The organism is Oscillibacter sp. CAG:155 (genome assembly GCA_000436875.1).
Lineage (GTDB): Bacteria > Bacillota > Clostridia > Oscillospirales > Oscillospiraceae > Oscillibacter.
This window is the reverse complement of record FR890850.1, coordinates 1-19,725: the sequence shown is the minus strand read 5'-3', so window position 1 is coordinate 19,725 and position 19,725 is coordinate 1. Positions and strand designations below refer to the sequence as shown.

Sequence of the window (19,725 nt, the reverse complement as noted above, 5' to 3'; positions counted from 1 at the left end):
TTTGGGCTTTTGTCACCAGCCTGCCGCTCACACGCCTGCAGGAAGCTCTCCGGCGGTGTGCTCCTGATCGGAAGATACATCCGCGGGGGGCTGCTTGCGACGGGAGCGGTGATGGGCCAGATTGTCGATGACGGAGTAATACACCGGCGTGAAGAGCAGCGTCACAACGGTGGAAATCACCATGCCGCTGATCATTGTAACTCCCATGTCGCTCATCATCTCATTGGTGTCGCCCCAGCCCATGGCCATGGGCACCATGGCCAGCACCGTGGTGAGGGTGGTCATCATCACCGGCCGCACCCGGAGGGGACACGCCTTCAAAATGGCCTCCTCCCGGCTCTCTCCCATGTTCCGGCGGATCTTGATATACTCCACCAGAATGATGGAGGAGTTGACCACTGTACCGGCCAGCATGATAAGCGCCACCAAAGAGATCATGGACAGGTCCCGTCCCGTGACCGGCAGGGCAAACAGCGCCCCGGTAAAGGCCACGGGCAGGATCATCATCACGATCACCGGCATGGCGAAGGACTCAAACTGGGCGGCCAGAATGAAGTATACCAGGCCCAATGCCACCAGCAGCGCCAGCAGCAGATCTCCGAAGCTCTCCATCATATCGGAGTAGCTGCCGGTGATCTCGGCAGTATAGCCCTCCGGCATGGTATAGCCGTCCAGAATGTTGGTGATCTGCTTGGTGATCTGGGTGGTGTTGCCGCTGATCGTATCACCGGTAATGGTCACCACCCGGGACTGATTGGTACGGTTGATACTCTGGGGTGCCTGCTCCACAGAGACCTCCGCCACCGTGGAGAGGGGTACATAACCGCCCCGGCTGGAGGCGATGGGCATGGACCGCAGGGCGTCCAGACTCTCGGACGCGGCTCCGTCACCCCGAACGACAACGTCCAGCTCCTGGTTGTCGATGGTGACGGTGGTGGCGGTGGCACCGGTGAGCTCCGCCCGGACGGCGGCGCCCACAGCGGCGGCAGTCAGCCCGTACTGGGCGGCCGCTTCCCGCCGCATGGTGACCTTCACCTGGGGGACCTGCTCACTGAGGGAGTTGGTGACATCCACTGCGTCATCCAGCGCAGAGATCTGATTCGTCAGATCCCCGGCGATCATGGCCAGCGTATCGTAGTCCTCACCGGTGATCTCCACACTGATGTCGTCGCCGCTGGTCATCCCGGTCATCTGGGAAGAGCTGGCGGTGATCTCACAGCCGGCGATGTCCTGCATCGCCACCCGCAGGTCATCCGCCACATCGGAGCTGCTGCGGGTCCGCTCACTCTTGCCCACCAGGTTCAGCCCGATGGTGGCAGACTCCGCCTGGGACATGGCATACATGCTCTCAAGCTCCGGCACGTCCCGCTGAACAATCTCGGTGATCCGGTCCGTGATGGCGTTGGTCTCCTCCACTTCGGAGCCGATGGGCATGGACACGCTGATGGAAACCGTGCCCTGATCCATCTCCGGGATCAGGACCATATTGGTGGAAAGGCAGCACACCGCAAAAATCGCCACCATGGCAACAGACACCAGCATGCCGGTCTTCAGATGATAGACGAAGTACCGCAGCAGCCGCTGATAGAGGTTGTTGAGCCGGTTGATCCAGCCGCCGATCTGTGCCGCTAGGCCATTGGCAGGCCGCTGGGCTTTTTTCATTGCCTGCTGACGAACCTTGTTCTCGTCCAGCAGCATGTAGCACAGCAGCGGCACCAGCGTCAGGGCGATGATGAGGGACGCCAGGATCAAAAAGGCGATGGTCAGCGAGAAGTCCTTGAACATCATCCCGGCGATACCGCCGGAGAGGCCCAGGGGTAAAAACACCGCCACAGTGGTCAGTGTGGATGCCACCACGGAAGTGGTGACCTCCTTGGTTCCCTCCACGCAGGCGCTGAACCGATCATGACCCTCCGAGGCAAAGCGGTAGATATTTTCCAGCACCACGATGGAGTTATCCACGATCATGCCCACGCCCATGGCGATGCCGCCCAGACTCATCATGTTCAGCGTCAGATCGAACACGTTCATCAGGATGAACACCGTCAGGATACACACCGGCATGGAGATGGCGATGGTCATGGTGGCGCCCCAGCGGCGCAGGAACAAGAACACCACGATTGCCGCCAGCACCACACCCAGAACGATGTTCTGCAGTGCGGACTCCACCGACAGGTTGATGTAATCGGAAGCAAGGTATGGGGCCGCGTAATGAACGGAGGGATTCTCTGCTGTCAATTCGTCCAGCCGCTCCACCACCGCCTCGGAGGTGGCCACCTCATTGGCGCCGGACTGCTTGGAGACTTGGAGCAGCACACAGCTGGTGGCATTCATATCCGCGATGGTATCCGGGTCCGTGGTCTCCAAAACCACGTTTGCCACCTCGCCCAGCCGGACCGTCCCGCCGGTGGGCAGGGGCAGCAGCATGTTGGCCACATCCTCCACCGACTGGAATTTGGCATCGGTACTGACCGTCAGCTTCTTGGACCCGCTTTGCAGGTCACCACCGGGATAAAGCAGGTTCTCCGCCGCCAGGATCTGGGAGACATAGCTGTTGGAAAGGCCCAGCTCCGCAGTCCGCGCGGCATCCAGCTCCACAGCGATCTGCTGGCCCACGCCGCCGTAGACATCCACGGAGGCCACGCCGTTGATCCGCTCCAGCGCCGGCACCACCACATCGTCCGCCAGGGACTGCAGGTCCGCCAGATCTTCGCCCATCAGGGCGATCATGGCGGTGGGCATCATGTCGCTGACGTTGATGTTGACAATGACGGGGTCCATGGCGCCGTCCGGCAGGGAGAGCATGTCAAACTGCTCCCGCAGCTTGGTGGCAGCGACGTCCACGTCCGTGCCGTCCACATAGGTGATCTGCACCTGGCTGACGCCGTCGGAAGAAGTGGACTGCACCTCATCCACGCCGGGGACCGACATGATGGCCGTTTCCAGCGGCCGGGTGACCAGCTCCTCCATGTCGCTGGGGCTGGCGCCGCTGTAATAGCACATGACCACCGCCGCCGGGAATTCCATATCAGGCAGCAGTGCCATCTGCAGCTGGGAGGTGAACATCACGCCGAACACGCTGATCATGATGACCGCCAGCAGCGTGGTCACCTTGTGCTGGATACTAAACTTTGCTGTACTCATCCGCCGTCAGTCCTCCCCGTCCACGATCCGGACCGGGGCGCCGTCCTCCAGATAAGCCTGGCCCACCACGACCAGCTGGTCCCCCTCCTGCAGGCCGGAGGTGACCTCCGTCACGCCGCTGCTGGTAAGTCCGGTGGTCACTTCCACCTTCTTGGCAGCGTCATCCGCCACGATGTAGACATACTGGGTATCGCCGCTGCTGAGGATGCACTCCGAGGGCACCACTACGGTGTTGTCGGAGCGGTCCGTGTGGAACGTCACCTCGGCAGACATGCCGGAGAGCAGGCCGCTGACTTCTGCAGGTACGCCGAGGGTGACCGTGTAGAGCTTGGTCTGCTGGTTGGCAGAGCGCTCCACAGCCCGAATGGTTCCAGTAAAGTCCTGGCCGGCAGCACTGACAGAAATGTCCGCACTGTCTCCGATAGTCAGCTTGGGCACCAGGGTCTCCGCCACGGAGACGGTGACTTTCATCTGATCCGCACCGTCAATCACCGCCACTGGCATAGTGGTGGAGATGAAGCTGTTTTCCACGGCGTTCATGGTCACCAGGGTACCGGACATGGGCGCAATCACATTGCCGGCCCCATCCACGTTCTCCAGAGCGGTGGAGAGCTGTTCCACACTGGACTTGGCGCTTTCCATCCCGGCCTCCAGCTGGGCAAGCGTGGAGTTGCGGGTGGCGATGGCAGACTGGAGCTGCAGCTCCGCCTGGTCGATCTCCGCCTGTGAGGCGGCACCGATCTCAAAGAGGGCCTTGAGGTCGTTCACATTTTTCTGATACAGCTCGATCTGAGACTGGAACACCGCCGCCTGGTCCTGATAGCTCTGGACCGAGGACTGGTAGCTGATATTGGCAGCATTGTAAGAGGAGATGGTGCTCCCCAGGTCCAGGGTACAGATCACGTCCCCGGCGTTGACCACGTCGCCCGCCTCATAATTCACGGCGGTGCACTTGGCCGCCACGGAGACGAAAATGGTGGATTCATCCTCTGCCGCCACCTGGCCGGAGACGGTGTTCTCTGTGGCGATACTCTCCAGAGTGACAGACTGCACCTGCACGGCGGTTCCGGCGGCGGACTCGTTTTCGGTATTCTCTTGGTCCTCACCGCTGCCGCAGGCGGTCAGGCCCAATACCATGGCAGCCGCCAGAGCAGCCGCCAGCCATTGTGGTTTCTTAGAGCAGCCGCCAGCCATTGTGTTTTCTTGATCATGCGTTGCCTCCGAAATCAGGTATTCAAAAGTCCCTTGTCCACAGCCCAGCGATAGGTCCGGTAGGCGGTAAACAGGTTGTGTCGGGCGGTGTCCACCGCCGTCTGTGCATCGTCCAGGTCATCTTTTGCGTCCTGCAGGGCGTTTTTGGAAATGCTCCCCTGCTGGTACTTGAGTTCCATGGACGCATATGTATCCTGCTGCAGCGCCAGGGCCGTCTGAGATGCCTTCAGGATCTGCTGCTGGTCCCCCACGGCATTGAACGCTGTGCGGAAGCTCAGTTCAAAGGACTGCACAGCAGCCTCATAGGTGTACTGCGCCGCCTTCCAGGTATGTTCGGCAGACTTGCGCTGGTAGGAGTTGATGCCCTTGCCATCGATGGCGTCCTCATAGGTCTCCTTGGCGTCATTGAGGGTCCTCTGGGCATCATAGAGGGTATAGCTGACCTCTTTGGCGGCAGCCAGATCCTTGTCCAGGTTCATGGCAGCGATCTGCTCGTCCGTGACGTCCGGGATCTCGCCCAGTTTCAGCGTACCGGTCTGCTCCGCGCCGATCATCAGCTCCATCTGCACGATGAGATTGTCCAGGTTCATCTCCACCGTCTCCAGGCTGCTTTTGAGCTGGGTGCGGCCGCTTTCGGTCTGCTGGAGCTGCAGGGCGGAGATCTGCCCCAGATTGTAGCGCAGCTCCATCTCCTGCACAGTGCGATTCATGGCCGCCAGAGACCGCTGAAGCTGCGCATCGGTGTTCTGCAGCTCCAGGATGCTGACGTACATGGTCTCGGCGCCCAGAACCATCTGATCCTCCGTGTTGCGCAGCTGGCGCACCACTGCCTCATAGTCGTCCTGGATCTTTCCCTCTTTGAGATCGTTGAACTGTTCTTCCAACGCGTCGTAGCTGGCCTGCAGGGAATCAAAGGTCATCCCGCCCGCCGCTTCCGGATAAGCGATGGAAAGATACTGCAGCTTTGCAATGGCGTTGAGCTGATCACGCAGATCATTCTGCATTTTCTCAAAGTCCATGGCATCAATGGACGCGATGCTCTCTTCCAGCATCAAAACCGTCAGGTTGTTCTCCCGGAGCCGGGATTCCAGGTTTGCAAAGGACAGCTGTCCTACCGGATCAGGGGCCGGGATCTCCGTCTGTGCGTCCTGCGTGGGTTCCCCAGTTTCTCCGGCGGCCTCTTCCGCGGCCGCCTTGCCGTCTTCCGTCTCCGGTTCTTCGGCCTGCGTCTGCGCCGATTCGGCAGTCTCACCGCTCTGAGCGGTCTCCGGCGCATCACCGCCCTCCTCGGCTACGGCTGCTGTGACCAGCAGGGAACCGATCAGGGCCGCCGCCAGCAGAAAGGCCAGGATTCGCTTTCGCATCATAACACTCCTCTGTCATATTTTGATATAACGTTTTGACTTTACACTGCTAAGTTTAAGTCAAGATTGAAATGGAACACAAATTTTCCGTGCCGTCACAGTGTCACCCGAAATCGGGTCCAGACACCATACTCACTTTCTGCCGTCAGCGTTCCCCGGCAGTTTTGCACAATGGACTGGGCAATGGCCAGCCCCAATCCGTAGCTTCCGTTTCCGGGCCGGGCCTTGTCGCAGCGGTAAAACCGTTCGAAGATATGGGGCAGGTCCTCCCGGGAGATCCCCTGTCCCGTATTATACACCTCGATGAGAGACCGGCGTCCCTCCCGCCGCAGCCGTACAGCCACTTCTCCGCCGCTGCGGCCGTATTTGAAGGCGTTGTCCAGGAAAATCGCCATCAGCTGCCGGATACGTGTGGGATCTCCGGTGTACATACATCCCTCCTGGATCTGCACGGTATAGCGGATGTCCTGCTCAAAGGCCATACTCTCAAAGGGCAGCGTTGACTGATAGACCACCTCCGACAGGGAAAAACGGACCCTCTGCTCCGGCGACGCCCCGCCGTCTTCTAGACAGGCCACACCCAGCACCCGCCGAATCAGCCCCTGCATCCGCTCCGCTTCGGACTGGATGCAGTCCATATACTTGTTCTCGCCCAGCTCGTCCCGCAGCACAGCAGCGTTGACGCTGATGGCGGCGAGAGGCGTTTTCAGTTCGTGTCCGGCGTCGGAGATGAACTGTTTTTGCTTTTCAAACGCTGCCACGGCAGGCCGCAGGATCAGCTTGGAGAGAAAGATGCTCACCAAAATCACGATCAGCAGGATCGGCAGGCCGAACACGGCCATCACTTTGAGCAGATGGCGGGAAAATAGCGTCTCCAGCCCCTGTCTGCTGTCCATCATGGCCACATAGTACCCGTAGGGCTTTTCCACCTTATAATACCGGAACCCGCCGGACTTGCCGCCGCCGGGAGCCCGCTGGACCGCCTGACGGATCACCGCCTCCACGCCCGCCTCCTCCGGGTCCAGCATCTTCCCCCGAAAGTCCGTCAGGGAATGGAGCTGTCCATTCCGGTCCAGCTCCGCACCATACAGCGGCGTGTTGGTCAGTGCCACCAGTGCCTCCTTGTCCAGGATCAGTGTTCCCAGCAGGGGGCCCTTTTCCAGCTTGATCTGGCTCTCACCTCGCACGCCTTCGTCACTTTCCGCCAGAACTTCCAAAAGCTGCTCTGTCAGCTGCCCGCAGGTATAGACCACCGACAGATGGGTCACCATGTTGGTCAGCAGCACCAGCAGAAGCAGCACCCCCACGGTCATCCACACGATCTTGCGCCGCAGTTGTGCGATCATGACTGTACCTCCAGATAATATCCGGCGTTGCGGATACTTTTGATCTGCACCCCGGAGTGGAGCGCCCGGAGCTTTTTCCGCAGGAAAGAAATGTAGACCTCTACATTGTTGTACTCCGCCTCGCTCAAAAGTCCCCACACCTTTTCACAAAGCAGGTTCCGGGGGACGATCTGGTTTTTGTGGACCAGCAGACACTCCATCACCAAAAATTCCTTGGGGCCCAGCCGAATACACTCATCCCCGCAGCACAGCTCCAGCCGCCGGTGATCCAGGCGGATATCCCCGAAGGACGGGTCCTCTTCCAGCGGCATGTCCTTCCGCCGGGTCAGCGCCCGCACCCGGGCCAGCAGCTCCCCGGTGTCAAAGGGCTTTGTCAGGTAGTCGTCGGCGCCGTGATCCAGGCCCCGGATGCGGTCTTCCACGCTGCTGCGGGCCGTGAGCATCAGTACGGGCGTCTCAACGCCTGCCCGGCGCAGCCGGGAGAGCACCTCCAGACCATCCAGCTCCGGCAGCATGATGTCCAGGATCAGCAGATCATATAAACCGCTCAGGGCACAATCCAGCCCCGTGCTGCCGTCCGTTGCCAGGTCCACCGCATAACCCTGGCGCTCCAGAAGCCCCCGCAGGCCCTCGGCCATTCCCTGTTCGTCCTCTACGATCAAAAGCCGCATCTCAAGTCTCCTCTCTTCGGACCTTCCGACGGCAGTCCAGATATAGGCTACACCTGCCGTATAACTTTCGCAAGCCTATTTTTGAGATTTTTCCGCTAAAAACCCGGAAGGATTTCCCTGAAAAACCGGGAAGGTCTTGATTTTTTTCACAATAGACGCTAATATAGGATTCATCCTGTATTACTTTACTGCGGTACCTATTTTTCCGGGGCAAAAAGGAGCATTCAAGACGCATGAACGACCACGTTCCCCATTGCCCGGCGCAGTGCTCTGCCGCAGCGGCAGATATCGTCGCGCTGGGCGAAATTCTGATTGACTACACCCCCCTGCCGGACTCTGATGCCGGCATGGCGGTCTTTGAGCAAAATCCCGGCGGAGCCCCGGCCAACGTGCTGGCCTGTGCCGCCAAGCTGGGGCGCCGCACCGCCTTTATCGGCAAAGTGGGCGACGATCTGCAGGGGCGCTTTCTGACTCAGACGCTCCAGCGCATCGGTGTGGATACCCGGGCGCTGCTGGTTGATCCCCGCTATTTTACCACGCTGGCCTTTGTGAAGCTCTCCGAAACCGGCGAGCGGAGCTTTTCCTTTGCCCGCAAACCCGGTGCGGACACCCAGATCACACCTGCGGAGCTGGACCGGGACCTGATTTCCACCTGCGGCATTTTCCATTTCGGCTCTCTGTCTTTGACCGATGAGCCGGTGCGTTCCGCCACAGAGGCCGCCGTAAAGCTGGCCAAAGCCTCCGGCGCCATCATCGCCTACGATCCCAATTATCGCCCACTGCTGTGGGAAAGCCGCGACCAGGCCATGGAACAGATGCGCCGTCCTCTTTCTTCAGTGGACCTTCTGAAGGTGTCCGATGATGAAGTTTCCCTGCTCACCGGCACAGATGATCTTCTGGAAAGCGCCCGGCAGCTGGTGGCACGGGGAATCCGCTGTGTCGCAGTGACCATTTCCAGCCAGGGCGCCCTGCTGGCCGCCCCGGAAGGCACCGTGATGGTTCCCGGTTTCGCCACCCGTGCCGTGGACACCACCGGTGCCGGGGATTCCTTCTGGGGCGGATTTCTCACCTGCGTCAGCGAGAGCGGCAAGCCCCTCTCTGCCCTCACGCTGTCCGATTTTCAGCGTTTCGCCCGCTTTGGGAACGCCGTTGCCTCCCTGTGCGTGGAAAAGCGGGGTGCCATCCCCGCCATGCCCACCCGGCAGGAGGTGCTGGAGCGGATGGGCGCGTCCTGATCCCTCACGTGGAAGGCTCCGCTGCGCGGAGTCTTCTTTTTCTTTCTCGGTTGCACTCTGATGCCGTGCCGGAATCATACCGGCCTTCCGCGGCTGCCGGTATGATTTCGGCGGATTTTTCTTCATTTCTCAGGCAAATTACGTTTTTTGCTGCAATACGCATTGAAAACGGAAGTTTCTAACGCTTTTCCCCCTTGAAAACTGCTAAAAGCCGAGTAAAATACAAGAAGTAAGGTGCTTTATCCCCCAATTGCGAGGGAGCACCACGGAAGGAGGAAACAATCATGGCTACAAAGTCTACCGCAAAGAAGGAAGTCACCGAGAGTGTCAAGAAGGCGCCGGTGAAGAAAGCTGCCCCGGCCAAGGCTCCCCTTGTGGAAGAGGTCTACGTGCAGTTCGGCGGCGAAGAGTGGAAGGTCGCCGATCTGACGGAGCGGGCCAAAGCCGCTTACCTGGCGGAGGGCCACCGCGCATCCGGGATCAAGAAGCTGGCTGTGTACGTAAAGCCCGAAGAGGGCAAGGCCTATTACGTCGTCAACGACAAGGACAGCGGCAGCGTGGATCTGTAACCGCCGGGGTGCCTTACGGACCGTACATAAGCGAAAAGCCTGCAGCCAACGGCTGCAGGCTTCTTTTTTGGATTGCCGCGCTGTCATGCACTCTCCGTCTATGTTCATTGTGCACAAATATGTACGGGGCTATTTTTGTGCAAAACCGCTTTTGAACCATGTTCCTGCCGTTTGTTATAATAATTGTGGAAGAGAAGCGGCGCAGATCAGGCGCCGCTTTTTACGGAAGGAGGGGCCGCATGCACTGCGTGAATGAATACGTCAGTTATGGAACACAGGGGATCTGCCAGATCGAGGCCATTCGCTCCATCCAGTTTGAAGGATGCAGCGGGGCACGGGAGTACTACGTTCTCCACCCCATCGACCAGGTTCAGTCCAGCATTTTTGTTCCCGTGGATAACCAACGCCTGACAAGCCGGATGCGCCCGGTTCTCTCTCCCGAGGAGATTGACCGCGCCATCTTATCCGTCAAAGGCCGGCAGCTCTCCTGGGTCAGAGACCGCAAGCAGCGTGCCGAGCTGTTCCACAAAATCCTGACGGAGCGGAAACCCGAGGACTTATTGCTGCTGGCCGGATGTCTTTACCGCCACGCTCAGGAAGAACCCAAGGGGCTCTCCTCCTCGGATGCGCAGGCGCTGAAAACGGCAGAGGCTACCATTGAGCAGGAATTCACCTTTTCCCTGCAGCTGGGCACCCAAACCGTCGGCCATTATATCCGCGAAAAGCTGGGACTGGCGGAAGGCGCAGCACCGGGAACATATGAATAACCGCCATCAGGGCACATTGCCTGCCAGTTCAGGAGAAGCATTGCAAGCGGGACCGCAGCACTCTGCGGCCCCGCTTTTTGCGCCCGTCTGCGGTTTATCGCAGCTGCCGCTCTCTCCGGTTCCAGGCATAGCGGAAACTGTCCGGATACCACCGCCAGTTTCCGCCCCACACGGAGCCCTGCACCTCTGCATTGGCCCCCGGAGGCAGCTGGATGACCAGGCGCACCGGCCGGCATCCCGGGCGGCACAGCGTCAGCAGGTGAACTCCCGGGCAGAGTCCGACGAAGCGCACTTCCCCGCTGCAAAGAAGCACATGCGTACGGCAGTCTGCGCTGCCGCAGGTATTGAGCATCACGCAGTCCATGGGCCTGAAATCCTCCACGAACAGCCGGATTCCGCAGCGCCGGTACTGCGCCGCAAGACACAGAGATGCTTCCGCCTCCTGGCCGTCCGTCAGGCAAAAGCGGCGGCTGGCCCACAGGCTGCCATCGTCTGTTTTACCGATCCAGCTTGGCCTTGACCACGTATTCTCCCTCGACAACTCCACCAAAAAGATATTTTCCCGCTTCGTTCGTCTTGGTAGTGGCCACCAGCAGTTCTTTTTTGCCGCTCAGATCCGTTACCACCTGATACAGCCCCACAAAGCAGCCAGCCACCGCCTGGCCCGTGCCGTTGCGGATCATGCCGCTGACCGTTCCACTGTAGGTCCGGGCATCTGCAGTCATGGCCATGGTCAGGTTCTCAATGGAACCGCCTGTCACGGTCACCGTCATGGTTGAGACTGCCCGATAGCCCTCTGCAGAGGCCATCAGCGTATACACCCCGTCCGCCACATCGTAAAAGGCGAACTCACCGTCGGCAGCCGTATACGTGGTGGCAACCACCGTGTCCGGTCCGGTTTGGAGCGTAATTTTTGCCCCCGCCAGAGGAACCGATACACCGCTGAGATCCTTGGCCGTCAGCGTGCCGGCAATGGCTCCCAGGGACAGCGTGGCATCCGCGGTGCAGGCGAGATTCATCTGGACCGTGGCGCTGTCGGAAAGTGTCACACCGGCGGCGTCGCTGAGCAGGTATCCCTCTTTCACCGCGCTCAGGCTGTACGTCCCGGCCGGAATTCCGGTAATGGAGTAGGCGCCAGCGGCGTCGGTCAGCGTATGCTTATAGGGAAGGCCGTTGTTGTCAAACAGTTTGACCGTGGCATCGGCGATCGGGGCCGTGCCGTCGGTGACAACGCCGTACACAGTCGCCGCAGAGGCGGACGCCGGAGGCAGCTCCAGGTCAATGTTTGCCTCCTGCAAGCCCTGGATTGCAAAGTTGTCACTGTATTGAAGACTGAGCAGGTCCTGCTTGATATCCGCCATAACGAAACCTCCTGAAATTCATGAAGATGGGGCCAGCCGTTCCCGCGTTCGGAACAGCCGCCAAAAAAGCCGGCACAGCCGGAAATCCCGCTGCGAAACTGCGCCGCTGCGGCGGAAACTGCGTCGGATCACACCAGATCGGGCCCTCCCGTCCTGCCATCCGCCGCATGATCCGCCGGTCTCAGGATATGCCCGGCAGTGTCCAGTGGTTCCTGCTCCTTCCTGCCGCAGCTCATAAAAGCCCCGCTGTAAAAAGAACCGGCACCGGATGCCCGGTAAAAGGCCTGTCCCCGGTGCGATCCGCCCTTCGTTCATTCCATCCGGTGCATGCCAGACTGCAAAAAAGGCAGGATGCCCATGAAGGGCATCCTGCCTTTTTCATATCAGATTGTGCAGCGGAATGATCTTTACACGTAGTTGCACACACGCGCAATAGCCATTTCCGTATAACCCAGGGACTCGGCCTTGGTCTGCTTGCCGCTGGCCACTTCCGCAACCAGCTGCAGCAAATCATCGCCCATCTCGTCCAGATCGCCGCCGTAAATGATGGGAGAAGCGTCCACATCAATGTTGTCCTTCATGTTGGCGAAGGTCAGCTTGTTGCCGGTGATCTTGATAACGGGTGCGATGGGGTTGCCGGTAGGTGTGCCGCGGCCGGTGGAGAATACCACCACCTGGGCGCCGCCGGCCACCATGGCCGCCACAGAAGAGGGGTCGTTGCCCGGGGTATCCATAATGACCAGGCCCTGCTTGGTCTTCACCTGCTTGGCATAGTCATACACGGCGTTCACAGGGCTGTGACCGCCTTTATGGATGCAGCCCAGGGACTTCTCCTCCAGCGTGGTGATGCCGCCGGCCTTGTTGCCCGGAGAGGGGTTGCCCTCCCGGACTTCCTCACCCACCAGACGGAGGGCGGCCTCATAGCGATGCACGATCTCGAAGATCCGATCGTGGACCTCAGGCGTGGCAGCGCGGCGGGCCAGGATATGCTCGGCACCGATGAACTCGGTGGTCTCAGAGAGAATGGAAGTCGCGCCCGCCTCTGCCAGCAGGTCGCTGAGCTTGCCGATGAGCACATTGGCAGCCAGACCGCTGGTGGGATCGGAGCCGCCGCACTCGGTGCCCACGATCAGCTCCGTGATGGGGAACTCCTCTTTCTGGAGCATGGAGGCTTCCGCCACCATCTCCTTGGCGTACCGCACGCCCAGCTCCACTGCCTTCAGCGTGCCGCCGGCCTCCTGGATGATGACCTGCTTGAGGGGCTTGTTGGTGCGCTCCTGAATAGCCTTGACCACCAGGTCCATCTGGCAGTTCTCGCAGCCCAGGGACACCACCACCGTGCCATACACGTTGGGGTTGGCGGCGTAGCCGGCCATCACGTCCATGGTCAGCTGCTGGTCGGAAGACACCTGCGCGCAGCCCTGCTGGTTGGAGAAGGTGACCGTTCCGGCCACCTGCTGGGAAATGATGCGGGTGGTATCGGACGCGCAGAGGCTGGCGGGCAGAATCAGCACCTTATTGCGGACGCCCACACGGCCGTCAGGCCGTCTGTATCCATAAAAAGTCACATTTTTCATTCCTTGGCCTCCAGCGCTTCCCGATGGCTTTCCACATTGTGAACGTGGACATGCTCACCCGTCCGAATGTCTGCACCGGCCACACCAATGTGCTCCCCGTATTTCACGACGGGTTCTCCCTTGGCAATATCCCGGGCAGCCAGCTTGTGGTAAATCGTGACATCCTCCAGAGCGGTGAAGGACTTCTCCTCCCCGCCGCAGGTGTAGGTCACGGTATCGCCTTTGGCAATGGGTTCAATAGCGACGACCACATTATCCTTGGCGTCAATGATCATTGCGTTTCTCATGTCAAAGCTCCATTCCGTGTTCCGCGGTGTATTACCACAGGTTGCCGTTCTCGTCGAAGCCCCAGTCCTCCAGCTCGCCGTCGAGCTCCATGTTGGGATGAGCCTTCACTTCGTCCACCAGTGCCTCGGACACCCAGATGTGTCCCAGCTCCATGGTATTTTTAATCCGGACAATGCGGGGATGTGCCTTGTCGATCATGTTGCAGATCCGAACCGCGATCTTGATGGCATGTTCGTCAGTGTGGCCGAACATGGGCATCTTCACCATGTTCACCAGCGTGGAGGTCAGTGCGTTGGGATAGGTGATATCCACATTGGTCTTGTCCACCACACGCTTGGTGGTGATATCGGCCACGCCGATGCCGTTGGCGTTTCCGTGGCTGGCGTCGGTCAGGTCCAGAACCACCGTGCGCTGGGCCTTGATGGGTCCGGGGCTGCCGTCGCAGGCGCTCTCCGGGCTGCCGAACGTACCCGTGACATTGGGGTCCATGCCGTCGCCGGAGATGTCCTTGCCGATCTTGTCCACCACCAGCACGTCCGCATTCTCAATCCAGATGCGGCCCATCTTGCTCTTGGCCTCTTTGAGGAGCTCGGGCTCCTTCTCCCAGATCTCGTCCGGGGTCAGGCCTGCCAGCTTGTAGGTCTGGTCGAAGGCATTTTCCAGAATGCCGACGCCGGCGACGATGTTGGTGTTGTCAAAAATCACACGGGCAAACTGGGGCAGGACCCGGGCCATGTTGATGAAGCCGGACTCGTGGACCGATTCAGCTCCATGCTGCTTGCCCATGCCGATGACGGCCATCTTCAGAAGGCCGCTCTCATAGGGGCCGCGGAAGGTGGTGTGCGCCTTGATCCGGCCACAGAGAATCACACCGTCGGCCTCGTGGGCGTACTTGTCCTGGAAGACGGGGCTACCCTCCACGGTGTTGCCCAGATAAACCGTCTCCATCGTGGCCCGGATCGGGCAGCCCATGGTCTCTTCCGTCACGTTGTAACTTCTGAGGACTTCCAGCTGTCCCTCCGGGGTGGCGCCGCCGTGGCTGCCCATGGCGGGGAACACAAACGGTTCCGCGCCCTGGGCCTTCACAAAGTCCACGATGGCCTTGACGATGATGGCGATGTTGGCGATTCCGCGGCTGCCGCAGGTAATGGCAATCCGCATACCGGGCTTGATTCTCTCCCGAACCTCTGCCCGGCCCAACTGCTGCTGGATCACCGCCGGAATATCCTCCGGCTCAATGTGCGTGTGGTCGAACTTCTGGCTGACACGGACCATGCGAGGCAGGGTCACAGTTTCGCAGAGATGCTCGACAACGCTGTCTTTGCTGCTTTCAAATGCCATGATGTGTCTCCTCTGTGTAAATTGATGCTATTCTCAGACCATGGGGAACAGCAGCGCGCCGATGATTGCCGCGATCAGCGTGAACACCGTCACGACGAAGATCGGCCAGGTGTAAGTCTTCAGACCGCCGGTCACAGTGAAGCCGGACAGGTTGGTGCAGACCCAGAAGCCGGAGTCGTTCACGTGGCCGATGGAAATACCGCCAGCCAGGCAGGCCATGGCGATCCACACCGGATGCACGGGCACGGAGGGAGCCACAGTGGCCATGATGGTCATGGAGGTGATGCCGGCCACCGTGCCGGAGCCCTGGGCCACGCGGAAGATGAAGCCGATGAAGTAAGCGAACAGCAGCACGCCCACCACGGAGCCGGTGCCGATATTCAGCGTGCTGATCAGAGCGTCGCCGATGTTGGTGGCAGCGATGACGCTACCGAAGGAACCGCCGGCACCGGTGATGGCCAGTGCAACGCCGGCAGCACCCAGAGCATTGTTGGCAGAGCTCTCAGCCTTCTTGAAGCCGATGTACTTCCATGCGATCACATATGCCGCCAGGACAGCCATCAGCAGCGTGAAGATCTTGTTGCTCAGCAGCAGCACGACCAGGGAATCAGCAGCGGCAGCGCCGGTAGCCTGCAGCACGGAGCTGATGAGGATCAGCACCACGGGCAGCATCAGCGGCAGCATGGACAGTGCGAAGGGAGGCTTGGGCAGGTCGGCGCTGTTGGCCTCGTGGTTGGCCAAGTCCTTCAGGGGGTTAGCCTCGTGGTTGATGTCCTTTTCCTCGTTGAAAAGGCCGGCGTTCAGGGCCTTGGTGGTAACCAGCATGGAGGGGATCAGCACGATGGCGCCGACGATCAGGCCGACAACCAGCTGGGTGCCCAGGCTGTAGCCCAGCAGGTCAGGAGCAGCCAGGGGGTTGGGCGTGGGGGGGATGTAGGTCTGGGCAATCACGTCGCCGATGATCAGAGCGGTGGAGACATAAGCCATGGGCTTATTGATCTCCTTGGCCACAGCGATGCCGATGGGGACCAGGATGATGAAGGTGATGTCGAAGAACACGGGGATCGCCAGCAGGAAGCCGGCACCGGCCAGTGCCCAGGTAACATACTTGGAGGGCACTGCGTGAACCAGGGTGATTGCGATTTTCTGCGCCATGCCGGAATCGCTCATCAACTGACCCAGGATCACGCCCAGGCCGATGGGAAGACCGATACTGGTCATCATGCTGCCGAATCCGGAAGCAATGGTGTCCAGGGTGGGCATGATTCCCAGCCCGCAGGAAATACCCATATAGGCGCTGGCGATGATCAGGCTCACCATGGGGTTCAGCTTGGGGATCAAGATCAAACCAATGATGATGACGATTGAAATCGCGAGATTGACTACTAGCATTGTGCTACTCATAACGTCTCTCCTTTTCCTTTCTATATCACAGCGCACTGTATATTTTTGATACAGACGCTCTGTATATATCATAATACAAAGGTTTACGTGTGGATTCAATTTAATTTTCCGGATTCAACTGTACATTTTTTGACCACATGTAAAAAATGTTGTATTATTTTTGACCATGTGATACAATCACCGTAAAGTTTGATGCAGGTGGTGCCCAATAATGAACAGTCGGGTCCGGCTTCTTGGAATCGTTCCATACAAGGGAATGAAGACGCTTCTGCTCAACCTGGCGGCAGAATACCCCCAGGTGGAGATCGACGTCTTTGAGGGAAATATGGAGGAGGGTGCGGAAATTGCCCAGAGCAATTTCCCCAATCAATACGACGCGGTGATCTCCCGCGGCGGCACCGCCCAGATTTTGAAAAAGCTCCAGCTCCCCGTGGTGGAAATTGAGATTTCCCTTCACGACATTCTTTACGCGCTCAAACTCTCCGGCGGGCTCCACGGAAAGCTTGCCATGGTGGCGTATGCCAACATCGCCATCAGCGCCCAGATCCTCTGTGACCTCTTAAATTATCAGGTGGAGATCTTCACGGTGAAATCCATTGAAGAACTGGAGCCCACTTTGCGTCATTTGAAAGACGCGCAGTACGACACGGTGCTCTGCGATATGACCGCAGACATCATTGCAAGAAATATTGGGCTCAACACCATTTTCATCACCTCCGGGCTTGAGAGCATCCGGCAGGCTCTGGACCGGGCCATCGCCCTTTGCCGGAGTCGGGAACACCTGCAAAATGAAAATGCGCTGTTCCGCGCCCTGCTCAGCGGCCAGGGTACCCAAGTGGCCGTATTTGACCAGCGGAAAAACCTGGTGTTTTTTCAGGGGGGAGATGATTCCCCGGAGCTCCTCAATCTGCTGCGGCGGGAACTGAATGAACTTCCCGAAGGAAAGGAACGCCGCATCACCCGCAGTACCAACGGGACCCAGTATGCCATTCGGATTCGTCCTATCTCCGTGGATGAGGATTACACTGCGGTTTACTTTACCGCCCGCAAGGCGGCTCTGAGCAAAAATCAGACCGGGATTCGCTTCTTTTCCCGACAGGAGGCGGAACGGAAGGCATACAGCGGCAGCTTCAGTTTCCGGGACCTGTACGGTCCTCCGGCAGAGGATGCGGCCCAGCTGGACGGCAGCATGGCTCCCGTCATCATCACCGGAGAAGAGGGAACGTGCATGGAGCGGATTGCCGCCCACCTCTATATTCAGGGTCCCCTGCAGGACGCGCCGCTGGTTTCCATCAACTGTAGCCTGCTCAATGAAAAGAGCTGGGAATTTCTCCTGGAAAGCCATAATTCTCCCCTGACTGAGACCGGAAGCACGCTCTACTTCTCCCGCGTGGATATGCTCTCCCCCCAGCGCCGCCTGCAGCTGATCGAAACGCTTTCAGAAGGAGAAGTCTGCCGCCGCAGCCGCATATTGTTCTCCTGCATCTGCCGCCCCGGAGAACAGATGTCCCCGGAGGGTGCTGAATTTTTGGACCGGCTCAACTGCCGCGTTCTGTACCTTCAGCCGCTGCGGAAACTCAAGGACCGAATTCCCGCGCAGATCAACTCCTCCCTGAGCCGCCTCAACGCCTCCCGTCCCTACCCGGTGCTGGAGGCTGAACCGGAGGCCGTCCATCTGCTGCAGTCCTTTCCCTGGCCCCATAATTACGCCCAGTTCCAGCGGGTACTGGAGGAGCTGACTGCCTCCTCCGAGCAGATCATCACCGCCAAAAGTGTCCGTGATATCCTGCAGAAAGAACAGTACGGCAATACCCATACCTCCCGAATGGGTGACATTTTCGAGCCGCTGGATCTCAGTCAGACACTGGACAAAATCAGCCAGGACGTGGCACTGCGTGTCCTGGCCGAGACCAACGGAAATCAGTCCGCCGCCGCCAAGCGGCTGGACATCAGCCGCACGACCCTGCGCCGGCTGATCAAGCAGGCCTGAGTTGTATTTTTTTGCAATTCCGGCCGCACAGCTCCATGCGTAAAGCAGCGCCGGACGGAGAAAATTCCGTCCGGCGCTGCTTTGTCGCTCTTGCGGTCCATTCGTCTTGAGGTCAGGCAGGCGCCTCTCATATCCTTTGAATCCGTACTCAGAAGGAAAGTACTGCGCAGATTTGCGTCACTTGGGATTTCCACTGCCCATCTTATAAGAACTTGTCGGTTTCCAGAATTGCTCCCTGATTGGCGGAGGAGACCATTGCACGGTACCGTTTCAGGTATCCGCTTACTTTTTTGGGCGGCTGGGGTACCCTCTTTGCTCGGCGAGCGGCAATCTCGTCTTCTGAAACCAACAGCTCCAGCTTATGATTCGGGATGTCAATCGAAATCAGGTCTCCGTCCTCCACATATGCCAAAAGTCCGCCCGCAGCAGCCTCTGGCGAAATGTGTCCAATAGACGCCCCCCGGCTGACACCGGAAAAACGGCCATCTGTAATCAGCGCGCAGGTGGAATCCAGTCCCATTCCGGCAATAGCACCGGTAGGAGTCAGCATCTCCCGCATGCCGGGGCCACCCTTAGGGCCCTCGTACCGCACCACTACTACGTCACCGGAAACCACTTTGCCTGCGTACAGGCCCTCACAGCAGGCCTCTTCACTGTCAAAGCACTTGGCGGGGCCGGTGTGGACCATCATCTCCGGCAGCACAGCACCCTTCTTGACCACCGCACCGTCAGGCGCCAGATTTCCATACAGCACCGCCAGACCGCCGGTCTGGGAGTAGGCGTGCTCCCGGTCGCGAATCACGTCCTCGTCCAAAATGGCGGCTTTTGCAATCCGGTCCGCCCAGGTACCATCCACAGTTCTGGCGGAAGGATCAATCAGTCCCATTTCATCCAGGCGCTTCATGACAGCACTCAGCCCCCCCGCCTCGTTCAGGTCCACCAGACAATGGACGCCTGCGGGATTCAGTTTTACCAGATGGGGCACACTGTCACTGACGGCGTTGACACCGTTCAGGTCGAAAGGAATTCCGGCCTCATGGGCGATGGCAGGCAGATGCAGCATGGTGTTGGTAGAGCATCCCAGCGCCATGTCGGCAGTCAGGCCATTTTTGATAGCCTTTTCCGTCACAATATCCCGGGGGCAAATATTTTCCCGCACCAGCTCCATCACCTTCATACCGGCGTGCTTGGCCAGCAGGATGCGCTGGCTTTCCACCGCGGGAATGGTACCATTTCCAGGCAGGCCCATTCCCAGGATCTCCGTCATACAGTTCATGGAGTTTGCCGTAAACATACCGGCGCAGGAACCGCATCCCGGGCAGGCGTGCTCCTCCAGATTGTATGCCTCTTCCTCCGTCATTTTTCCAGCCCGCACCGCCCCAGGGGCCTCGAACGCATCGGTCAGCGCCACCTTCTTGCCGTTTGCTCTGCCCGGCATCATAGGCCCGCCGCTGCA

At 59.3% G+C, this 19,725-nt stretch carries 16 protein-coding genes; 4 read left to right on the top strand and 12 right to left on the bottom strand.

Features of this window, described 5'->3' with window-relative positions; all coding sequences use genetic code 11:
* Window positions 1-27 precede the first annotated feature (27 nt).
* The 5 genes from QZL67_RS02195 to QZL67_RS02175 all read right to left on the bottom strand — a co-directional run bounded on the left by QZL67_RS02195 (window position 28) and on the right by QZL67_RS02175 (window position 7,737).
* Entirely contained in the window at window positions 28-3,144 is a 3,117-nt protein-coding gene (locus QZL67_RS02195; RefSeq protein ID WP_022289145.1) for an efflux RND transporter permease subunit, read from the bottom strand.
* A gap of 6 nt (window positions 3,145-3,150) precedes the next feature.
* Window positions 3,151-4,338: an efflux RND transporter periplasmic adaptor subunit gene (locus QZL67_RS02190; protein ID WP_292919688.1), complete on the bottom strand. Its 1,188-nt coding sequence runs from the start codon at window positions 4,336-4,338 to the stop codon at window positions 3,151-3,153.
* A gap of 32 nt (window positions 4,339-4,370) precedes the next feature.
* Entirely contained in the window at window positions 4,371-5,720 is a 1,350-nt protein-coding gene (locus QZL67_RS02185) for a TolC family protein (protein ID WP_022289143.1), read from the bottom strand.
* Window positions 5,721-5,815: 95 nt separating this feature from the next.
* Window positions 5,816-7,066, bottom strand: a complete 1,251-nt coding sequence (locus QZL67_RS02180; RefSeq protein WP_022289142.1) for a HAMP domain-containing sensor histidine kinase — start codon at window positions 7,064-7,066, stop codon at window positions 5,816-5,818.
* Window positions 7,063-7,737, bottom strand: coding sequence for a response regulator transcription factor (locus QZL67_RS02175; protein WP_022289141.1), 675 nt, complete (start codon window positions 7,735-7,737; stop codon window positions 7,063-7,065). The genes QZL67_RS02180 and QZL67_RS02175 overlap by 4 nt, the downstream gene beginning before the upstream one ends.
* A gap of 233 nt (window positions 7,738-7,970) precedes the next feature.
* Here QZL67_RS02175 and QZL67_RS02170 point away from each other — a divergent pair, with 233 nt between their 5' ends.
* From QZL67_RS02170 to QZL67_RS02160, 3 genes are all read left to right on the top strand, one after another.
* A complete protein-coding gene (locus QZL67_RS02170; protein WP_022289140.1) occupies window positions 7,971-8,972 on the top strand; it encodes a carbohydrate kinase in 1,002 nt (333 codons plus the stop codon).
* Between the two features lie 281 nt (window positions 8,973-9,253).
* Complete coding sequence (locus QZL67_RS02165; protein ID WP_292919694.1) at window positions 9,254-9,541, top strand: DUF6465 family protein; 288 nt, start codon at window positions 9,254-9,256, stop codon at window positions 9,539-9,541.
* A 239-nt stretch (window positions 9,542-9,780) separates the two neighbouring features.
* Window positions 9,781-10,308 carry a CarD family transcriptional regulator gene (locus QZL67_RS02160; RefSeq protein WP_022289138.1) on the top strand — a complete coding sequence of 176 codons (528 nt, stop codon included), beginning with the start codon at window positions 9,781-9,783 and terminating at the stop codon, window positions 10,306-10,308.
* A gap of 94 nt (window positions 10,309-10,402) precedes the next feature.
* On the opposite strand, the gene QZL67_RS02155 is transcribed toward QZL67_RS02160, so the two are convergent.
* The 6 genes from QZL67_RS02155 to QZL67_RS02130 all read right to left on the bottom strand — a co-directional run bounded on the left by QZL67_RS02155 (window position 10,403) and on the right by QZL67_RS02130 (window position 16,279).
* Entirely contained in the window at window positions 10,403-10,672 is a 270-nt protein-coding gene (locus QZL67_RS02155; RefSeq protein WP_022289137.1) for a hypothetical protein, read from the bottom strand.
* Window positions 10,673-10,805: 133 nt separating this feature from the next.
* On the bottom strand, window positions 10,806-11,669 hold the full coding sequence (locus tag QZL67_RS02150; protein ID WP_022289136.1) for a collagen binding domain-containing protein: 864 nt from the start codon (window positions 11,667-11,669) through the stop codon (window positions 10,806-10,808).
* A 407-nt stretch (window positions 11,670-12,076) separates the two neighbouring features.
* Complete coding sequence (locus QZL67_RS02145) at window positions 12,077-13,237, bottom strand: UxaA family hydrolase (RefSeq protein ID WP_292919692.1); 1,161 nt, start codon at window positions 13,235-13,237, stop codon at window positions 12,077-12,079.
* Window positions 13,238-13,242: 5 nt separating this feature from the next.
* Window positions 13,243-13,533: a UxaA family hydrolase gene (locus tag QZL67_RS02140; RefSeq protein ID WP_022289134.1), complete on the bottom strand. Its 291-nt coding sequence runs from the start codon at window positions 13,531-13,533 to the stop codon at window positions 13,243-13,245.
* Window positions 13,534-13,564: 31 nt separating this feature from the next.
* Window positions 13,565-14,875: a lactate racemase domain-containing protein gene (locus tag QZL67_RS02135; RefSeq protein ID WP_022289133.1), complete on the bottom strand. Its 1,311-nt coding sequence runs from the start codon at window positions 14,873-14,875 to the stop codon at window positions 13,565-13,567.
* A 33-nt stretch (window positions 14,876-14,908) separates the two neighbouring features.
* The gene (locus QZL67_RS02130; protein WP_022289132.1) at window positions 14,909-16,279 is read right to left on the bottom strand and encodes a GntP family permease; all 1,371 of its coding nucleotides are present in this window, start codon (window positions 16,277-16,279) and stop codon (window positions 14,909-14,911) included.
* 211 nt (window positions 16,280-16,490) lie between these two features.
* On the opposite strand from QZL67_RS02130, the gene QZL67_RS02125 reads away from it, so the two are divergent.
* A complete protein-coding gene (locus tag QZL67_RS02125) occupies window positions 16,491-18,269 on the top strand; it encodes a sigma-54-dependent Fis family transcriptional regulator (RefSeq protein WP_022289131.1) in 1,779 nt (592 codons plus the stop codon).
* 202 nt (window positions 18,270-18,471) lie between these two features.
* On the opposite strand, the gene QZL67_RS02120 is transcribed toward QZL67_RS02125, so the two are convergent.
* A partial coding sequence (locus QZL67_RS02120; protein WP_292919686.1) for a dihydroxy-acid dehydratase occupies window positions 18,472-19,725 on the bottom strand: 1,254 nt, incomplete at its 5' end.